We start from the raw sequence: 17,886 nt of genomic DNA on the forward strand, positions 1-17,886 counted from the left end.
CCGTGCAGCCCTCATGGCCGCATGCGAACGAGCATTCTACCCGGAAACGATGGTGAGGAAAGTGGCGTTATTCCACGATGCTGGCACAGCGCTGTGACGGGGCTTTCCTAAAATAAGGGCTTTTACGCGAAGTTCAACCCGAAAAACGCAGAAGTTACCAGGGTTTGTGCCTGTAGGGGCCTCGGGCGACAGGGTCGCGGCGCGGCGCACGCTTTCTGCTACCATGGCGCCTCTGTCATTTGCGGTAATTGCATCCATGGCCTTTCGCCCTCTTCCAGCCAAGGCTCCCGCCGTTCTGCTGCGCGAAGCCAAGCCGCTGAAAGCCATCTTTGGCCACGCCAGGCGCCTGGGTCACCTGCAGCGGCTGCTGGACAGCCAGTTGCAGCCGGCCGCACGGGAACATTGCCATGTGGCGTCCTGGCGCGAAGGCTGCCTGCTGCTGATCGTCACCGACGGCCACTGGGCCACGCGCCTGCGCTACCAGCAAAAGCGCCTGCTGCGCCAATTGCAGGCATTCGAGGAGTTTGCCGGCCTGACGCGGGTACTGTTCAAGGTCCAGCCACCCACGGTACAGGCCATCGCCAAGGGGCATACGCTGGACCTGTCCAGCGATGCAGCCGCGACGATCCAGGCCACGGCGGACGGCATCAGCGATCCCAAGCTGCGTGCCGCGCTGGAGCGGTTGGCGGCGCATGCCAGGACCAAGCCCTGAGATTGCCGTTGCCTGTTGCATCGCCATCGCGAGCAGGCTCGTCCCCACAGCGATCGCGTTGCATCCCAGGCACGCAACCTCTTGTGGGAACGAGCCTGCTCGTGATGGCGACGACTCGGTCCCCCGGCTAGCGGCGCTTACTGCCCCCCAGCAGCGACCCCATCAACCCGCGCACCAATTGCCGTCCCAACTGGTTGGCCGCCTGGCGCATCGCCGACCTCAACGCCTGGCCGGCCGCGGTGCCGAGAAATTCCCCGGCCTGTTCGGTGAAGCTCGGCTGTTCGGCCGCCGGCTTGCCTGGGGCCTCCTGGACCTGCGGCTCAAGCCCCTTGCGTCCCATCAGCACCTCGTAGGCCGACTCGCGGTCGATGGGCTTGTCGTAGCGCCCCTGCAAGGGTGAAGCGGCGATCAGGCTGGCGCGTTCGGCTTCCGTCAACGGTCCGATACGCGACTGCGGCGGCGCCACCAACACACGCCGCACCATTTCCGGCGTGCCTTTCTCCTGCAAGGTGCCCACCAGCGCTTCACCGATACCCAGTTCGGTGAGCACCGTCAGGGCATCGAATTGCGGGTTCGGCCGGAAACCGTCCGCCACCGCCCGCAGGGATTTCTGCTCCTTGGCGGTAAAGGCCCGCAGGCCATGCTGGATACGCAACCCCAACTGCGCCAGTACGTCGTCCGGCAAGTCCCCCGGCGACTGGGTCACGAAGTACACCCCCACGCCTTTGGAACGGATCAGCCGCACCACCTGTTCCAATCGTTCCTGCAACGCCTTGGGCGTGCCGGCGAACAGCAGGTGCGCTTCATCGAAGAACAGGGCCAGCAGCGGCTTGTCCGCGTCGCCGCGCTCGGGCAGTTGCTCGAACAGCTCGGCCAGCAGCCACAGCAGGAATGTGGCGTAGACCTTGGGGGCTTCGTGTACCAGGCGACTGGCGTCCAGCAGATGGATGCGGCCACGGCCATCGCTGCCCGGTTGCAGGATGTCCTCGAGTTGCAAGGCCGGCTCGCCGAACAACGCATCCGCGCCCTGCTGCTCCAGCGTCGACAGGCGCCGCAACAGTGCCTGGCTGGAACCGGTGGTCATCAGGGCCGCATCGTCCCCCAGCAGTTCGGGGTTGTCCTTGAGGTGATTGAGCAGTGCCTTGAGGTCCTTGAGATCCAGCAGCAACAGGCCTTCACGGTCGGCTACCTTGAACGCCGCGTACAACGCCGATTGCTGGCTGTCCGTCAGCTCCAGCAGGCTGCCGAGCAACAACGGCCCCATTTCGCTCAGGGTGGTACGCAACGGATGACCGGACTGGCCATGGATGTCCCACAAGGTCACCGGATAAGCCTGGGGCTTATGCTCGAGCCACGGCATCCCGGCAATGCGCTCGGCAATCTTGCCCTGGGGCATGCCGGCGGCACCGAGGCCGCACAGGTCGCCCTTGATGTCCGCGGCGAACACCGCGACCCCGGCATCGCTGAACGCTTCGGCCAGGCGTTGCAAGGTGACCGTCTTGCCAGTGCCGGTGGCGCCTGCGACCAAGCCGTGACGGTTGGCCAGACGCATGGCCTGGGCGATGGGCTGGCCGGCAAGGTCGGCCCCGATTACGAGTTGCGATGAGTCAGGCATTTGGTCACCTGTGATTAATCCTTGGCCTTGTATGGCCGATAAATAAAGCGACAGACCAGACTGAAAACAAGGTCGGATAATTCCCTAGGGAAAGTTGGAAATATCGTCTTTTTTTCAAGATGACGCCATTTTGCTCGCTTATATCAAAGCACGCTCAGAGCATTAAGACCTTAGCGGACCCTACTCCATGAATAAAACCCTGCGTTTCAGCCACAAGATCCTGATTGCCGCCGCCCTTATCGTGATGGCTGCCTTCGCTTCGTTCACGGCCTATAACGATTACTTGCAACGCAACGCCATTCGCGACGACCTCGACAGCTACCTGCATGAGATGAGCGATGTCACCGCGAGCAATATCCAGACCTGGCTGAGCGGCCGGATCCTGCTCATCGAGAACCTGGCCCAGAACATCGCCGGCACCCCGGACCCGGCCAGCGTCGCCCGCCTGCTGGAGCAGAAAGCCCTGACCTCCACCTTCATGGCGTCCTACCTGGGCGATGCCCAGGGCAGTTTCGTCATTCGCCCCGATGCGAAGATGCCCGAAGGTTTCGACCCTCGCGTGCGGCCCTGGTACAAAGGCGCCCAGAGCAGCAGCACCTCGACGCTGACCGAACCCTATATCGATGCCGCCAGCGGCGGGCTGATCATTTCCATCGCCAGCGCCTCCCGCAACGGCGGGCAAAGTGTCGGCGTGGTAGGAGGCGACCTCAGCCTGCAGGCCATCGTGGACAACCTCAAGACCGTGGACTTCGACGGCATGGGCTACGCCTACCTGGTCAGCGCCGATGGCAAGATCCTGGTGCACCCCGACAAGAACCTGGTCATGAAGACCCTGGCCGAGGCCTTCCCGAAAAACACCCCGGCGATCAGCGACCGGATCAGCGAAGTCGAAGTGGATGGCCACACGCGCATCGTCACCTTCACCCCCATCAAGGGCCTGCCGTCGGTGAACTGGTATGTCGGGGTATCGGTGGACAAGGACATGGCCTATTCCATGCTCAGCGATTTCCGTACCTCGGCCGTGGTGGCGACGGTCATCGCCGTGGTGTTCATCATCGCGCTGCTGAGCATGCTGATCCGCCTGCTGATCCAGCCATTGCACGTCATGACCCGGGCCATGGAAGACATCGCCGACGGCGAAGGCGACCTGACCAAGCGCCTGGCGATCCACAACCAGGATGAATTCGGCATCCTGGGCACCGCGTTCAACCGTTTCGTGGAGCGGATCCATGGTTCGATCCGCGAAGTGTCCTCCGCCACCGAGCATGTCAACGAAGTCGCCCTGCGGGTGGTGAGCGCATCGAATTCGTCGATGGTCAATTCCGACGAGCAATCCAGCCGCACCAACAGCGTCGCCGCGGCCATCAACCAATTGGGCGCCGCCGCCCAGGAAATCGCCCGCAACGCTGCCCAGGCGTCCCACCAGGCCAGCGACGCCCGTGGCCTGGCCGAGGACGGCCAGCAAGTGGTGGAGCGCAGCATTGCCGCGATGAATCGCTTGTCCGACCTGTTGAGCGCTTCGAGTACCAACGTCGAAACGCTCAACAGCAAGACCGTGAACATCGGGCAGATCCTGGAAGTGATCACCAGTATCTCCCAGCAGACCAACCTGCTCGCCCTGAACGCGGCCATCGAGGCCGCCCGGGCCGGCGAGGCCGGGCGCGGGTTCGCCGTGGTGGCCGATGAAGTGCGCAACCTGGCCCATCGCACCCAGGAATCGGCGCAGCAGGTGCAGACCATGATCGAGGAACTGCAGGTCGGTGCCCGGGACTCGGTCACCACCATGAACGACAGCCAGCGTCATAGCCAGGAAAGCGTGGAAATCGCCAACCTGGCCGGCGAGCGCCTGAACAGCGTGACCCAACGCATTGGCGAGATCGACGGCATGAACCAGTCGGTGGCCACGGCCACGGAGGAACAGACCGCCGTGGTGGAATCCATCAACGTGGACATCAACGAGATCAACACCCTGAACCAGGAAGGCGTGGAAAACCTGCAAGCCACCTTGCGGGCCTGTTCCGACCTGGAGCGGCAGGCGTCGCGGCTCAAGCAATTGGTGGGCAGTTTCCGCATCTAGTGGCCGGTACGGTTAGCCGAACGACCACTAGCGCCTGTACGGCCCCCTTTGCGAGCAGGCTCGCAAAGGGGGCCTGTCACACAAGCAACAGCCAAGACACGCCATCCACCACACAACCCCAACCGAACATCTATTCTTCATAAAGGTCAACACAGGAGAACTCAGACCGGAGGGATGTTCATCGTGCATATAGCGGACATAACCATGTTCTACGCCCCCGCCAGCGGCGGCGTGCGCACTTACCTGGATGCCAAGCACCGGCGGCTGGCGAACCGGCCCGGAATTCGCCACAGCCTGTTGATACCCGGTGCGCACTTGAGCGAGCAGGACGGGATCTACAAGGTACCGGCCCCTCCTCTCCCTTTTGGCAAGGGCTACCGCTTTCCCCTTCGCCTGGCGCCCTGGCGCAATGCGCTGCGCGATCTGCAACCGGACCTGATCGAGGTCGGCGACCCCTACCTCACCGCCTGGGCCGCCCTGGATGCGCGGCGCCAGCTGGACGTGCCCGTCATCGGCTTCTATCACTCCGACCTGCCACTGCTGGTGAGCAACCGCATGGGCAACTGGTTCACCCCCAATATCGAAGCCTATGTCAGCAAGTTGTATGGCAATTTCGACCGGGTCCTGGCGCCCAGCCAGGTCATGGCCGACAAGCTGACCGGCCTGGGTGTCAGGAATGTCTTCGTGCAACCCCTGGGGGTCGACCTGCAAACCTTCAACCCCGCCGCCAGGGACCCGGAACTGCGCGCCGAACTGGGGATTGCCGAAGACGCACGCCTGTTGATCTTCGCCGGCCGCGGTTCCAAGGAAAAGAACCTGCCGGTGCTGCTCAAGTGCATGAAGCGCCTGGGCGAGCGCTACCACCTATTGCTGGTGGGCTCATCGATGCCCGCCGCCGTGCCGGAGAACGTCACCGTCATCGATGAGTTCTGCCCGGCGCCGCAGGTGGCACGGCTGATGGCCAGCGCCGATGCCCTGCTCCATGCCGGCGACCAGGAGACCTTCGGCCTGGTGATCCTCGAAGCCATGGCCAGCGGTATCCCGGTCGTGGCGGTAGCGGCCGGGGCCTTCACCGAAATCGTCCACGAAGACTGTGGCCTGCTGTGCATGCCCAACAATCCACAAGCGATGGCCAATGCCGTACGGCAGCTTTTCAGCGAAGGCTGCCAGCGCCGCGGCGCGCTGGCGCGGCGTCATGTGGAGCGTCACTACGCCTGGGATTGCGTGGTCGATAGCTTGCTGGGGCATTACTACGCCGTGCTGGGCGAGCAGATGCCGTTGCTGGCCAATGGCTGAGGCGAGGTTGTGTCCATGAATCAAACTCCCAGCCTGCTGCTGGTCCTGCACGACGTGGCGCCGCAAACCTGGCCCGATTACAAACCCTTCGTCGAAGCCGTCGACGCCCTCGGCCAGGTGCCGATGACCTGGCTGGTGGTGCCGGATTTCCATCACACCAATGCCCTGGACCATCATCCAGCGTTCAGGCGCCTGCTCGACAGACGGGTCGAGCGCGGCGACGAACTGGTGCTGCACGGTTACTACCATTGCGACGACGGACCGCCGGCCCTTCATCCCAAGGACTGGTTCATGCGCCGGGTCTATACCCATGAAGGCGAGTTCTACCAATTGTCCGAGGAGGCGGCCCTTGCCCGGCTGCGAGCCGGCATCGAGCTCTTCGAACGCCATCAATGGCCCCTGGAAGGTTTTGTCGCCCCGGCCTGGCTGATGAGCGAAGGCACCCGCCAGGCCCTGCGCCAGTTGCCCCTGAGCTACACCAGCGATACCCGTCATCTCTACCGCCTGCCGGACTTTTCGGCCATCGACGCCCCTGGACTGGTCTGGAGTGCCCGCAGCGCCTGGCGCCGAGGGTTGTCGAAGATCGTCAGCGATCAACGGGAACAGCGCTGGCGCCAGGCGCCGGTGATCCGCCTGGGCCTGCATCCGGTGGACATGCGCCACGGCTACTCCCGGGATTACTGGCTGCGGACCTTGCAACGCCTGCTCGACGAGGGTCGCGTGCCGATGACCAAGGCTGGCTGGCTGGCGACCCAAGGGCTGCGGGTCAGCAGCGCCGCATGAAAAAGTTGATCTGGCTGGGCGCCGCGCTCGTCACGGCATTGCTGGTGCCGTTGCTGGTGGGCGGCGGGGAGATGTGGTCGCGGGTGCAGCGTTTCCCCTTGTCGCTGCTGCTGGCCATGCTCGGCATGATCGGGCTTTGCTGGTGCCTGAACGCCCTGCGCCTGCGTCTGCTGCTGGGTGAACACCGTGCCCGCCTGGGCGGGCTGAACAGCATTGGCGTAGTGATGTCCACCGAGTTCGCCATGTGCGCCACGCCTGGCGGCAGTGGCGGGCCGCTGACATTGATGGCCTTGCTGGCACGCAACGGCGTGCGTCCGGCCCATGCCAGCGCGGTGTTTGCCATGGATCAGTTGAGCGACCTGCTGTTCTTTCTCTGCGCCTTGGTGGGCATCCTGCTGTACGCCCTGTTCCAGAACCTCAGCCAGCGCATGGAATGGATGCTGGCGTTGAGTGCGATCTCCCTGCTTGGCGGGCTGTTCGGCTGTGTCCTGGTGGCTCGCTACCATCGTCGGCTGATCCTGCTGGGTGCCCGATTGCTGCGCCACCTGCGGGTCAAGGCGCATACCCGTCGACGTTGGGGACGCAAGATCCTGAATTTTCTCGCGGCGTTTACCGACACCCTGAAGTTGCCGCGACAAACGCTCCTTCAGGTCTTCGGCCTGACCTGCCTGCACTGGGGGCTGCGCTACAGCGTCCTGTACCTGGCATTGAAAGGGCTGGGGGCGGACCTGCAATGGGCATGGAGCTTCCTGATCCAGATGCTGTCCTTGAGCGCGGGGCAATTCAGCCTGCTGCCGGGCGGCGCCGGGGCGGCAGAGCTGACCTCGGCGGCGCTGCTGGCCCCCATGGTGGGCAAATCCACAGCGGCGGCGGCCATCCTGATCTGGCGAGCGGTGACTTACTACTTCTATCTGGTCGCCGGCGGGCCGGTGTTCTTCCTGATGGTGGGGCGGCCGCTGATCAAGAAACTGATGAGGCTGCGGCAGGCCTGAGCCAGACGGCCCAGGGCCCAGGCTCTGTACGAAAAGTCTTGAGACGAGTCTAGGAGGCTTCGGGAGTGTCCTGCGGGTGCAGTTGCTCCCACAGCTGGGCGGCATCGGGAAATTCCGTGCCATCCTCCGGGCCCAACTCCTCGGGATCGTAGCGGCTCAGGCAGCCCTCTCCCAGGGTCGCTGGCGCCCTGGAGGTGGCTTTGTCCAATGGATCGGTCATCAGGGCAACCTCATGAAAAAAGGCCTGGCGATTACTCGTGCAGGCCTTTGGATTCAGAACACCACGGTCTTGTTGCCGTGCACCAGCACCCGGTCCTCGAGGTGATAGCGCAAGCCTCGGGCCAGCACCATTTTCTCCACATCACGGCCGAAGCGCACCATGTCTTCGATGCTGTCGCTGTGGCTGACGCGCACCACGTCCTGCTCGATGATCGGGCCGGCGTCCAGCTCTTCGGTCACGTAGTGGCAAGTGGCGCCAATCAGCTTCACGCCGCGCATCGAGGCCTGGTGGTACGGCTTGGCCCCGACGAACGATGGCAGGAAACTGTGATGGATATTGATGACCTTGTGGGCATATTCGCTGCACAGGGCCGGCGGCAGGATCTGCATGTAGCGAGCCAGCACCACCACCTCGGCGTCGTGCTGCTTGACCAGCCGCGAGACTTCGGCGAACGCCGGTTGCTTGTCCTGCGGATTGACCGGTACGTGGTAGTACGGGATGCCGTGCCACTCCACCATGCTGCGCAGATCGTCATGGTTGGAAATGACACAGGCGATGTCGCAGTCGAGCTCATCGCTGTGCCAGCGATGCAACAGGTCAGCCAGGCAATGGGACTCACGGCTGGCCATCAGCACCACGCGTTTTTTCTGCGCAGTGTCGGTGATGCGCCAGTCCATCGAGAACTCTTCGGCAATCGGTGCAAAGGCCTCGCGAAAGGCTTCGATGCCGAAGGGCAGCGAGTCGGCACGGATCTCATGACGCATGAAGAACCAACCGCTCTGATTGTCCGAATGATGGCTTGCTTCAGTGATCCAGCCGTTATGGGACGCCAGAAAGTTACTGACTTTAGCAACGATACCGACGCGGTCCGGGCAAGCGATCACCAGCCGAAAAGTGCGCATTAGGGAAACTCCAGAACTTCGCAAAGGCGGCTATTCTAGCCATTGCGCAGCAAAACTGCAGTATCGATGACGCGCCGGGCCTCTCTAACCTCATGCCGGCAGCGCTGAGGCTGGCCCGGGACTGCTTGCTATAAATGTGAACAGATGTGAAGAGCCTCTCACAGTATTTAACTGCAATCCCCTTTTTTGTGGCGCGGCACTAATTAATTAAATAAAAGCCGGCTTAAATGTTTACTTGATGAAACTGTCTGATTACTATTGCCACACTGTCTCCTTGTCATCAGCGTCCTACATAAGGTAGTCCCCATGTCCTTGATCAATGAATACCGCGCTACTGAAGAAGCTATCAAAGAGCTGCAAGAGCGCCTGAAAAATCTGTCCCAGGACGACAAACTGCAAAAAGAACTGGAATTCGAAGGCAAATTGCGCACTCTGATGGGCGAATATTCCAAGTCCCTGCGCGACATCATTGCCCTGTTGGATCCAGAAGCCAAGTCGGGCAAAGCCCCCCGTGGCGCCGTCAAAACTACCGGCACCAAACGCGCTCGCAAAGTTAAGCAATACAAAAACCCGCACAACGGTGAAGTCATCGAAACCAAAGGTGGCAACCACAAGACCCTGAAAGAGTGGAAAGCCAAGTGGGGCGGTGACGTGGTTGAAAGCTGGGCCAAGCTGCTGGGCTGAATCCTGCCGCTTCGAGCCGCTCTTCACGAGCAAAAACAACGCCAGCGATCGCTGGCGTTTTTTTATGCGGTCAACTTTTCACTTATCGACGTTCACAGGCTTAAACGCTGGCGCAATTGCTGGCTGTAACCCTGCCATTGCACAAGGACCTCTCGCTGCATGGGTGTAGCCAGGGCCATCCACTCTTGCATCGCCTCATCAAAAGTTTCCAGGGTATTCGGTGCGCCCCATTGTGGGGATGACAGGCGCTGCTGACAGAACAGTCTCCAGCGCTCCTGTTCTTCAGCACTCAACGTATCCGGGAAGTTGCGTGCACGATATCGAAACAGTAATTCCGGCAGACGCTCATCATCGAACAGCCAGCGTTCCCGTGCCAGTTGCGCCGGGTCCGCCAAACGGACTTGTTCGCATAAGCGACGATCACGATCACCGAGAAAACCTGCGTACAACTGTTGTTCGGGATCTTCACTGGCGGCGAAGTCCTCACCACCGTAAATAGCCTGAAGTTTCTCCTGCCAGACCTGCTGTGCGTCACTTAGCCGCAGCGCCCGTTGCTGCAGGCCATCCATATCCAGTTGCAGTCGCTCCAGGTCTTCGGCACGCAGCACCGAAAGTGGCGCGACCACCGGGCACTTGTTGATATGGATAAGTTTGAGAGGCACCGGTAACTCACCTTCAAGCAACTCTTCGCGACGGGTATACAAGCGCTGGCGCAGGATTTGCGCGTCATGCTCCAGCAACCCCTGGGGGTCCAGGTGCAGGTCGCAGACGATCAAGGCATTGCGGTTTTTCGGATGCCAGGCCAGCGGCAGGACGACGCCGATATAGTTTCGCGCAGCGGAAAAACGCCCGGAAACATGTACCAATGGTTGTAACAGACGGACCTGATCCAGGACCTTCTGTTTGCCTCGCAGCTGGAACAGCCAATCGTAGAGCCGCGGCTGCTTCTGCCGGATCAGGCGAGCCAGGGCAATGGTCGCACGCACATCCGACAACGCGTCATGGGCCTGGCCATGGTCGATGCCATTGGCGGCGGTGAGGCGCTCGAGCTTGAGGCTGACGCGACCATCCTCCTGCGGCCAGACGATGCCTTGCGGGCGCAACGCATAGGCGGCGCGTACCAGGTCGATGAGATCCCAGCGACTGTTACCGCCCTGCCACTCGCGGGCGTAGGGGTCGAAGAAATTCCGATACAGGCTGTAGCGAGTCATCTCGTCATCGAAACGCAGCGTGTTATAGCCGGCGCCACAGGTACCCGGCGCGGCAAGTTGCGCGTGGACACGGGTCATGAAATCGGCTTCGCTCAGCCCTTGCTCGACCAGGCGCGCCGGCGTGATGCCGGTGATCGCACACGCAGCGGGATGCGGCAGGATGTCATCACTGGGCCGGCAATACAGGTTCACCGGTTCGTCGATTTCATTGAGTTCGAAATCGGTACGGATACCCGCCATCTGCAAGGGGCGATCGCTCCTGGGGTCGATGCCGGTGGTTTCGTAGTCGTACCAGAAGATGGAAGTCACGGCCTGTTCCTGAGTTGAAGACTGGCGAAGTCTAGGCGCTGGACCCCGGCTGCGGCCAGTGTTGTCTGGATTCAATCCTGTTGCGAGCTATTGAATGACACAAAGTCTGGTATCGCCTCGTATCGTTTGCGCGCACGAACACTGTTAGCATCTGTGGCCAGATCGAATGTTCGAACCGGCCTATCATTCAGGTTGCCCATGCTCGAGAGACCAGCACTGCAAAGGAACGCGCCGCTGCCCCCGCCACTGGACACGCGGTATCAGGTCGAAACGCCAGAAGGCATCGACCTGCCACTGCGGCCGGCGGGGTTGATGCCCCGCGCACTGGCCTTCGCCATCGACCTGGGCATACGGGGCCTGGTCCTGGGTGTCCTCTTCTTCATCCTGGCGTTCTTCGGCGAACTGGGGATCGGCCTGGGTTCTATCCTGCTGTTCGTGGTCAGCTGGTGGTACATGGTGCTGTTCGAGGTGCTGAGGCAGGGGCGCTCCCCCGGCAAGCAGATGATGGGGTTGCGCGTGGTGCAGGACGACGGCCGGCCCGTCGGCTGGTCGGCCTCGCTGATCCGCAATCTGTTGCGCTTCGTCGACATGCTGCCCTTTGGCTATGCCTTCGGCGCAGTCTGTTGCCTGCAGCATCCGGCCTTCAAGCGCCTGGGGGACCTGGCGGCCGGCACCCTGGTGGTGTATCGCGAACAGCCGGTCAAGCGCCCCGCCCTGCCCCAGGCGCCCCCCTTGCGACCTCCGTTTGCCCTGAGCCTCAACGAACAGCGCGCCGTGCTCGGTTTCGCCGAACGCCAGGCCGAACTTTCCCAGGCCAGGGTCAACGAACTGGCAACCATCCTTGCCGCACCGCTGAACGTGCAACCTCCCCGCGCCGTGGCCGAACTCAATGGCATCGCCCGCGGCCTGTTGGGGCCGACATGAAGCAAAGCCTATTCGAAAACCGTCACCAGCAGGAATGGGAGCAGCTGTCCCGGCTGCTCGATCAACTGGAGCGCAGCCGCAACGTGCCCCAGAGCAACGAGTTTCCCCACGCCTACCGCCGGCTCTGCCAACACCTGGCACTGGCCCAGGCGCGAGGCTACAGCAGCCTGCTGGTCGACACGCTGCAACAACTGGCACTGCGTGGTCACCAGCAACTCTACCGGGACCGCGGCAGGCCTTCGGGCCTTACGGCATTCATCCTGGTGGGTTTCCCTCGACTGGTTCGTGAGCAATGGCGGTTCGTGCTGGCTGCCTGCGTGATGTTCCTCGGCAGCCTGGCCGGCATCGGGCTGCTGGTCTATCTGTTCCCGGAGCTGGTCTACAGCGTGCTGGGCGCCGAGGAAGTCAGCCAGATACGCAGCATGTACGACCCCGCCGCCGGTCACCTGGGGCGCTCGGTGGAACGGGCGGCCAGCGAGGACTGGGTCATGTTCGGCTACTACATCATGCACAACATCGGCATCGCCTTTCAGACCTTCGCCAGCGGCATGATGTTCGGCCTGGGCAGCGCGTTCTTCCTGTTCTTCAACGGCCTGACCATCGGGGCGGTGGCCGGGCACCTGACCCAGATCGGCTCAGGCGGGACATTCTGGTCGTTCGTGATCGGTCACGGCGCCTTCGAACTCACCGCCATCACCCTGGCCGGTGCCGCCGGCTTGCAGCTGGGCTGGGCGTTGATTGCGCCGGGACGCCTCACCCGGGGCGAAGCCTTGCGGCTCGCCGCTCGCAAAAGCGTGTCGATGATCGCCGGGGTGATACTGTTGCTGCTCATCGCCGCCTTCATCGAAGCCTACTGGTCCTCCAGCGCCGTGACGCCCGCCACCAAGTACACGGTCGGCGCCCTGTTGTGGCTGCTGGTGTTGAGCTACCTGCTGTTGGCCGGACGGGTACGCCATGCGGCTGAGTGACGCCAGCGTAGCCATCCGCCCGCGCACCACCTGGGAAGCCATGGACCTGGGCATCCTGATGAGCCAGCGGCATCGCCGCCTGCTGATGACCAGCTGGGCCATCATCACGCTTCCGGTCTATGCGCTGTTGTCGCTGTTGCTATGGGATTCGCCGTCCCTGGTGATAGTGGTGTTCTGGTGGTTGAAGCCGGCCTTCGACCGCTTGCCGCTGTATATCCTGTCCAAGGCATTGTTTGGCGAAACACCCACCTTGAAGCAGGCCTTGCGCCAGTGGCCCGCCCTGCTCAAGCCCCAACTGCTCGCCAGCCTGACCTGGCGCCGGCTGAGCCTGAGCCGCAGCTTCCTGATGCCGGTGGTGCAGCTCGAAGGCCTTTGCGGGCAAGCACGGGAACAGCGCTTGCGGGTTCTGCTGCAACGCAACGGCGGCGCAGCGCAGTGGCTGACCGTGATCGGCGTGCACCTGGAGACGGTCCTGTGGTTCGGCCTGATGGCCCTGTTCTACCTGTTCGTGCCGCAGCAGGTTGAGCTGGAATGGGACTGGCAGGCCTTGATCGCCGTCGCCGAGAACGACTGGTTGTGGTTCGAACACCTGATCAACTTCCTGTATCCCCTGTTGCTGATCCTCTGGGAGCCGGTATATGTCGCCTGCGGTTTCAGCCTCTACCTGAATCGACGCACGATCCTGGAGGCCTGGGACCTCGAGCTGGTGTTCCGGCGCCTGCGCCAACGCCTGAGCGGCGTAGCGCCCGTCCTCATGCTGCTGGCCCTGGTGCTGTTGCCCCTGGGGCCCAAGACCTGGGCCGCCGAAGACAACACCGCGCCTGACAGCCCCCGGCTGCTCAATCAGCCCCTCACCAGCGAGGCATCCCGGGACAGCATCGAAGCGATCCTCCAGGCCCCGCCATTCAAGAACACCGAGACCGTGACCCGTTATCGCTTTGGCGAGGAAACCGAAGAACCCGACGAGGACGGCGAACCCTCGGGTTGGCTCAAGGCGTTGTTCCAGTGGCTCGGCGGCCAGCGCTTCGAGACCGCCGCCGCGCTGATCCAGGTCCTGCTCTGGGCTTGCCTGGCCGGGGCGATCGTCTGGCTGGTCTGGCACTACCGTGATCGCTTCCAGGCCCTGCCCAGTCGCCGGGCGACGAAACGCCCGCCACCAGAACGACCGGCACCGGTTCAAATGTTCGGCCTGGATATCCGTGAAGAAAGCCTGCCCGAAGATGTGGCGGCCAGCGCCGAGCAGCTCTGGAGCACAGCCCCCCGTGAGGCCCTGGGCCTGCTGTACCGGGCCTTGCTCAGTCGCTTGCATCACGAGTTCGGCGTTGCCCTGAAAGCGGCCGATACCGAGGGCCAGGTGCTGCATCGCGTCGAACAGCTGCAGCAGGAACACCTGCTGGCGTTCAGCAGGCTCCTGACCCTGCACTGGCAGAACGTCGCCTATGGGCACCGCCCGCCATCGCCCGACCTGCAACAGGAACTGTGCGACGGCTGGCGCGGGCTGTTCGGTCCGGGAAGGGCGCGATGAGCCGGCGCGCGGGGTTGCTGCTCGCCGTCCTGGCGATCGTCCTGCTGGGGGCAATGGTCGCCTACCTGGGCTCCAAGGCGGTGCCTTACCAGGAAATCCTCGACCACGGCCCTTCGCCCGAGGCCCAGGCCAACCCTTACCTGGCCGCCGAGCATTTCCTGCGCCAGCACGGCATCAAGGTCGAACACGCCAATGACCTGAACATGCTGCCGACTCTGGAGCCACGCCAACGCAGCCTGCTGTTGCTGGGAGAGCGAAGCGACATGACACCGCGGGAAGTCGACCAGTTGATGAACTGGACCCGGGCCGGCGGGCGCCTGCTCTTCGTCGCCGAGGCGCTGTGGGACGACAGCACCGGCAGCAGCGGCGACCTGCTGCTGGACCGCGTGCGCCTGCGCCAGTTCTTGAGCGAGGACCTCAAGGAGCCGGCGCCGGAGCTCATCAAGGACCGCTACCCCGAATTGACCAAGTTGTACCTGGAAGACGAGGAAGCACCGGCCTATGTCGGCTTCGACACCGACTTCCACCTCGAAGACCCGCACAACCTGGCCCAGTCCTGGGCCAACAGCGCCCAGGCCACCCACATGATGCAGCTGAACCACGGCCAGGGTTCCATCACCGTGATCACCGACGCCGAGCTGTGGAAGAACGACCAGATCGATCAGTACGACAACGCCTGGCTGCTCTGGTACCTGAGCGCCGACTCGGACGTCACGCTGCTGTACAACATCGACCACGACAGCCTGCTGACCCTGCTGCTGCGCTACTTTCCCCAGGCACTCGTCGCACTGGCGGCCTTGATCGCCCTCTGGCTGTGGCACTCGGCCGTGCGTCATGGCCCGCTGCAGCCGCCGGCCCCCAAGGCACGGCGCCAGCTGGAGGAGCATGTGCAGGCCAGCGCCGTGTTCCATCTGCGCCATAATGGCCGGCAGCACTTGCTGCGCGGCTTGCAGCAGGACGTACTGCGCCGGGCCCGCCATCGTCACCCAGGCTTCGAACAACTGGCCGTGGCCGAGCAATGGCAAGTGCTTTCCCGCTTGACCCGCCAACCCACCAAGGCCATCAGCCAGGCCCTCAGCCCCCGGCCGAAACAGCGCCTGTCCAGCGCTGAGTTCTGCCGCCAGGTCGCCCATCTGCAAACCCTCAGGAATGCCTTATGACTGAACAGAACGAACCTGTCGACGGCCAGGCCCACGCCGCCCAACAGCGCCAGCGCGCCAGTCAGCTGGCCCAGGCCATCCGTACCGAGCTGCACAAGGCGGTGGTCGGCCAGGCCGCGGTGATCGATGACGTGCTGACGGCATTGATCGCCGGCGGCCACGTGCTGCTCGAGGGCGTTCCCGGGCTGGGCAAGACGCTGCTGGTGCGCGCCATGGCCCGTTGCTTCAACGGCGAGTTCGCCCGCATCCAGTTCACGCCCGACCTGATGCCCAGCGATGTCACCGGGCATGCGGTGTACGACCTGCAGACCGAGCAGTTCAAGCTGCGCAAGGGGCCGGTATTCACCAACCTGCTGCTGGCCGACGAGATCAACCGCGCCCCGGCCAAGACCCAGGCCGCGCTGCTCGAAGCCATGCAGGAACGCCAGGTCACCCTCGAAGGCCGCGCCTTGCCCATCGCCCAGCCATTCATGGTGCTCGCCACCCAGAACCCCATCGAACAGGAAGGCACCTACCCGCTGCCGGAAGCCGAGCTCGACCGCTTCATGCTCAAGGTGCGCATGGACTACCCGGACGCCGACCAGGAATTGAACATGGTGCGTCAGGTCAGCCGCTCCACGCGGGCCGACATGCTCGATGTCCAGCCCTTGCGCACCGTGCTGCAGGCCAAGGACGTGCAAGCGCTGCAACGCATCGCCAGCGACCTGCCGATGGACGACCAGGTGCTCGACTACGCCGTACGCCTGGCCCGTACCACCCGCAGCTGGCCGGGCCTGACCCTGGGGGCCGGCCCCCGTGCCTCCATCGCCCTGGTGCGCTGCGCCCGGGCGCGGGCCTTGTTGCGCGGCGGTGAGTTCGTGGTGCCGGACGACATCAAGGGCTGCGCCCTGGCCGTGCTGCGCCACCGGGTACGACTGGCGCCGGAGCTGGATATCGAGGGGCTGTCGGTGGACCAGGTACTGGGACAACTGCTCGACCAAGTGCCGGCGCCACGGTTGTGAGCAGTACCAATATGCCGAGGATACCTTGCGTGGCGAGGGGATTTATCCCCGTGGGCCGCGCAGCGACCCCTTGCGGTGTTTCAGTCATATCCGGGGGGCCGCTGCGCGGCCCGGCGGGGATAAATCCCCTCGCCAGAAAAGCTCGCTCTGCATCTCTTCCAAGGGGAATGCATCGATGAAACCCTCGCGCCTGCTCTTGATCTGGCTCGCGGTACTGCTGGCCCTTGGTATCGTGCTGGGTGCGCTGCGAGCCCTGGGGATTGCGTTGCCGCCGTCGGCGCAGTCGATCAACTGGGGCTTGCTGCTGGCCTTGCTGGCCCTGGCGACTCTCGATGCGGTGCGCCTCAAGGGCTTGCCCTCGCCCCGGGTGCAACGGCAGATGCCCGGGAGTCTGGCGCTGGGTCGCTGGAGCGAAGTCCACCTGGGCATCACCCACGATTTCCCCCAGCCGCTGGACATCCTGGTCTTCGATCATGTCCCCGACGGCCTGGCCTTCGAACACCTTCCGCTGACAGTGGCGCTTCAACCGGGCCAACCCAGCCAGGCCGGCTATCGCCTGCGCCCGCTCAAGCGCGGCCACTTCATCTTCCAATACTGCGAGGTCAACCTGCCAAGCCCCTTGGGCCTGTGGTCCGACAAGCGCCTGCTGGCCGCGGCCGACGAGATCCGGGTCTATCCCGACTTCGCCAGGCTCTACGACGGCCAGTTGCTGGCGGTGGACAACTGGCTCAGCCAGCTTGGCGTGCGTCAGCGCCAGCGACGGGGCCAGGGGCAGGAATTCCATCAGTTGCGTGAGTTTCGCGAAGGCGACAGCCTGCGTCAGATCGACTGGAAGGCCACCGCCCGCCACCGCACGCCGATAGCCCGGGATTACGAAGACGAGCGCGACCAGCAGATCATCTTCATGCTCGATTGCGGCCGGCGCATGCGCAGCCAGGACGGCGAGCTGTCGCATTTCGATCACGCCCTCAACGCCTGCCTGCTGCTCAGCTACACCGCGCTGCGCCAGGGCGACGCCGTGGGCCTGAGCGCATTCGCCAGCGAACAGCCGCGCTACCTCGCCCCGGTCAAGGGCGCCGGCCAGCTCAATGTACTGCTCAATACCGTGTACGACCTCGACAGCACCTCGCGCCCCGCCGACTACCAGGCCGCCGCCAACGAACTGCTGGTCCGGCAGAAACGCCGGGCCCTGGTGGTGCTGGTGACCAACCTGCGGGATGAAGACGACGAGGACCTGCTGGCCGCCGTCAAGCGGCTCGGCCAACAGCATCGGGTACTGGTGGCCAGCCTGCGGGAAGAAGCGCTGGACCGCCTGCGGGAAACCCCGGTGCAGTCCTTGCCCGAGGCCCTGGCCTATTGCGGGGCCGTCGAGTATTTGAATGCACGCAACGAACTGCACGAGCGCCTGAACGCCCATGGCGTGGTGGTGTTGCAAGCCCGGCCCGGGGAGCTGGGGGCCGAGCTGGTGACGTTGTACCTGGGGTGGAAAAAAGCCGGGAATCTATAG

16 protein-coding genes and 1 pseudogene are annotated in these 17,886 nt (G+C 63.6%); 13 read left to right on the forward strand and 4 right to left on the reverse strand.

What is annotated here, in order from left to right; translation table 11 throughout:
• The first annotated feature begins 256 nt into the window (after positions 1-256).
• A complete protein-coding gene (locus BLP99_RS12420) occupies positions 257-712 on the forward strand; it encodes a DUF721 domain-containing protein (protein ID WP_072395174.1) in 456 nt (151 codons plus the stop codon).
• A 127-nt stretch (positions 713-839) separates the two neighbouring features.
• On the opposite strand, the gene BLP99_RS12425 is transcribed toward BLP99_RS12420, so the two are convergent.
• The gene (locus BLP99_RS12425) at positions 840-2,327 is read right to left on the reverse strand and encodes a helicase HerA-like domain-containing protein (RefSeq protein ID WP_092180400.1); all 1,488 of its coding nucleotides are present in this window, start codon (positions 2,325-2,327) and stop codon (positions 840-842) included.
• 244 nt (positions 2,328-2,571) lie between these two features.
• Between BLP99_RS12425 and BLP99_RS26845 the strand changes: the two are divergent.
• From BLP99_RS26845 to BLP99_RS12445, 5 genes and pseudogenes are all read left to right on the forward strand, one after another.
• Positions 2,572-3,546 (forward strand): annotated as a pseudogene (locus BLP99_RS26845) (cache domain-containing protein); the annotation flags it as partial.
• A gap of 93 nt (positions 3,547-3,639) precedes the next feature.
• The gene (locus tag BLP99_RS26850) at positions 3,640-4,404 is read left to right on the forward strand and encodes a methyl-accepting chemotaxis protein (protein ID WP_371128599.1); all 765 of its coding nucleotides are present in this window, start codon (positions 3,640-3,642) and stop codon (positions 4,402-4,404) included.
• A gap of 174 nt (positions 4,405-4,578) precedes the next feature.
• Positions 4,579-5,700: an N-acetylglucosaminyl phosphatidylglycerol synthase gene (locus BLP99_RS12435; RefSeq protein WP_072395180.1), complete on the forward strand. Its 1,122-nt coding sequence runs from the start codon at positions 4,579-4,581 to the stop codon at positions 5,698-5,700.
• Positions 5,701-5,715: 15 nt separating this feature from the next.
• Entirely contained in the window at positions 5,716-6,483 is a 768-nt protein-coding gene (locus BLP99_RS12440) for an N-acetylglucosaminyl phosphatidylglycerol deacetylase (RefSeq protein WP_076406373.1), read from the forward strand.
• Entirely contained in the window at positions 6,480-7,475 is a 996-nt protein-coding gene (locus BLP99_RS12445; RefSeq protein ID WP_072431886.1) for a glucosaminyl phosphatidylglycerol flippase, read from the forward strand. Before BLP99_RS12440 ends, BLP99_RS12445 begins: the two co-directional genes overlap by 4 nt.
• A gap of 49 nt (positions 7,476-7,524) precedes the next feature.
• Here BLP99_RS12445 and BLP99_RS26410 read toward each other — a convergent pair whose 3' ends face one another.
• Together BLP99_RS26410 and purU are read right to left on the reverse strand one after the other, a co-directional pair.
• The gene (locus BLP99_RS26410; RefSeq protein ID WP_176776503.1) at positions 7,525-7,695 is read right to left on the reverse strand and encodes a hypothetical protein; all 171 of its coding nucleotides are present in this window, start codon (positions 7,693-7,695) and stop codon (positions 7,525-7,527) included.
• 53 nt (positions 7,696-7,748) lie between these two features.
• Entirely contained in the window at positions 7,749-8,597 is an 849-nt protein-coding gene (gene purU / locus BLP99_RS12450) for a formyltetrahydrofolate deformylase (RefSeq protein WP_003178545.1), read from the reverse strand.
• A 306-nt stretch (positions 8,598-8,903) separates the two neighbouring features.
• Between purU and mvaT the strand changes: the two genes are divergently transcribed.
• Positions 8,904-9,281, forward strand: coding sequence for a histone-like nucleoid-structuring protein MvaT (mvaT, locus tag BLP99_RS12455; RefSeq protein WP_072395207.1), 378 nt, complete (start codon positions 8,904-8,906; stop codon positions 9,279-9,281).
• A 92-nt stretch (positions 9,282-9,373) separates the two neighbouring features.
• Here the strand turns inward: mvaT and sbcB are convergent, their stop codons facing one another.
• Positions 9,374-10,801: an exodeoxyribonuclease I gene (gene sbcB / locus BLP99_RS12460; protein ID WP_072458746.1), complete on the reverse strand. Its 1,428-nt coding sequence runs from the start codon at positions 10,799-10,801 to the stop codon at positions 9,374-9,376.
• Between the two features lie 198 nt (positions 10,802-10,999).
• On the opposite strand from sbcB, the gene BLP99_RS12465 reads away from it, so the two are divergent.
• The 6 genes from BLP99_RS12465 to BLP99_RS12490 all read left to right on the forward strand — a co-directional run bounded on the left by BLP99_RS12465 (position 11,000) and on the right by BLP99_RS12490 (position 17,886).
• Complete coding sequence (locus BLP99_RS12465) at positions 11,000-11,725, forward strand: RDD family protein (RefSeq protein WP_072395211.1); 726 nt, start codon at positions 11,000-11,002, stop codon at positions 11,723-11,725.
• Complete coding sequence (locus tag BLP99_RS12470) at positions 11,722-12,693, forward strand: stage II sporulation protein M (protein ID WP_072395471.1); 972 nt, start codon at positions 11,722-11,724, stop codon at positions 12,691-12,693. The genes BLP99_RS12465 and BLP99_RS12470 overlap by 4 nt, the downstream gene beginning before the upstream one ends.
• Positions 12,680-14,218: a DUF4129 domain-containing protein gene (locus BLP99_RS12475; protein ID WP_092180402.1), complete on the forward strand. Its 1,539-nt coding sequence runs from the start codon at positions 12,680-12,682 to the stop codon at positions 14,216-14,218. Before BLP99_RS12470 ends, BLP99_RS12475 begins: the two co-directional genes overlap by 14 nt.
• A complete protein-coding gene (locus BLP99_RS12480) occupies positions 14,215-15,378 on the forward strand; it encodes a DUF4350 domain-containing protein (protein WP_092180404.1) in 1,164 nt (387 codons plus the stop codon). The genes BLP99_RS12475 and BLP99_RS12480 overlap by 4 nt, the downstream gene beginning before the upstream one ends.
• Positions 15,375-16,379: an AAA family ATPase gene (locus BLP99_RS12485; protein ID WP_072395217.1), complete on the forward strand. Its 1,005-nt coding sequence runs from the start codon at positions 15,375-15,377 to the stop codon at positions 16,377-16,379. The genes BLP99_RS12480 and BLP99_RS12485 overlap by 4 nt, the downstream gene beginning before the upstream one ends.
• Before the next feature lie 175 nt (positions 16,380-16,554).
• Positions 16,555-17,886: a DUF58 domain-containing protein gene (locus BLP99_RS12490; protein ID WP_092180406.1), complete on the forward strand. Its 1,332-nt coding sequence runs from the start codon at positions 16,555-16,557 to the stop codon at positions 17,884-17,886.

The organism is Pseudomonas sp. NFACC32-1 (genome assembly GCF_900101215.1).
Taxonomy (GTDB): Bacteria; Pseudomonadota; Gammaproteobacteria; order Pseudomonadales; family Pseudomonadaceae; genus Aquipseudomonas.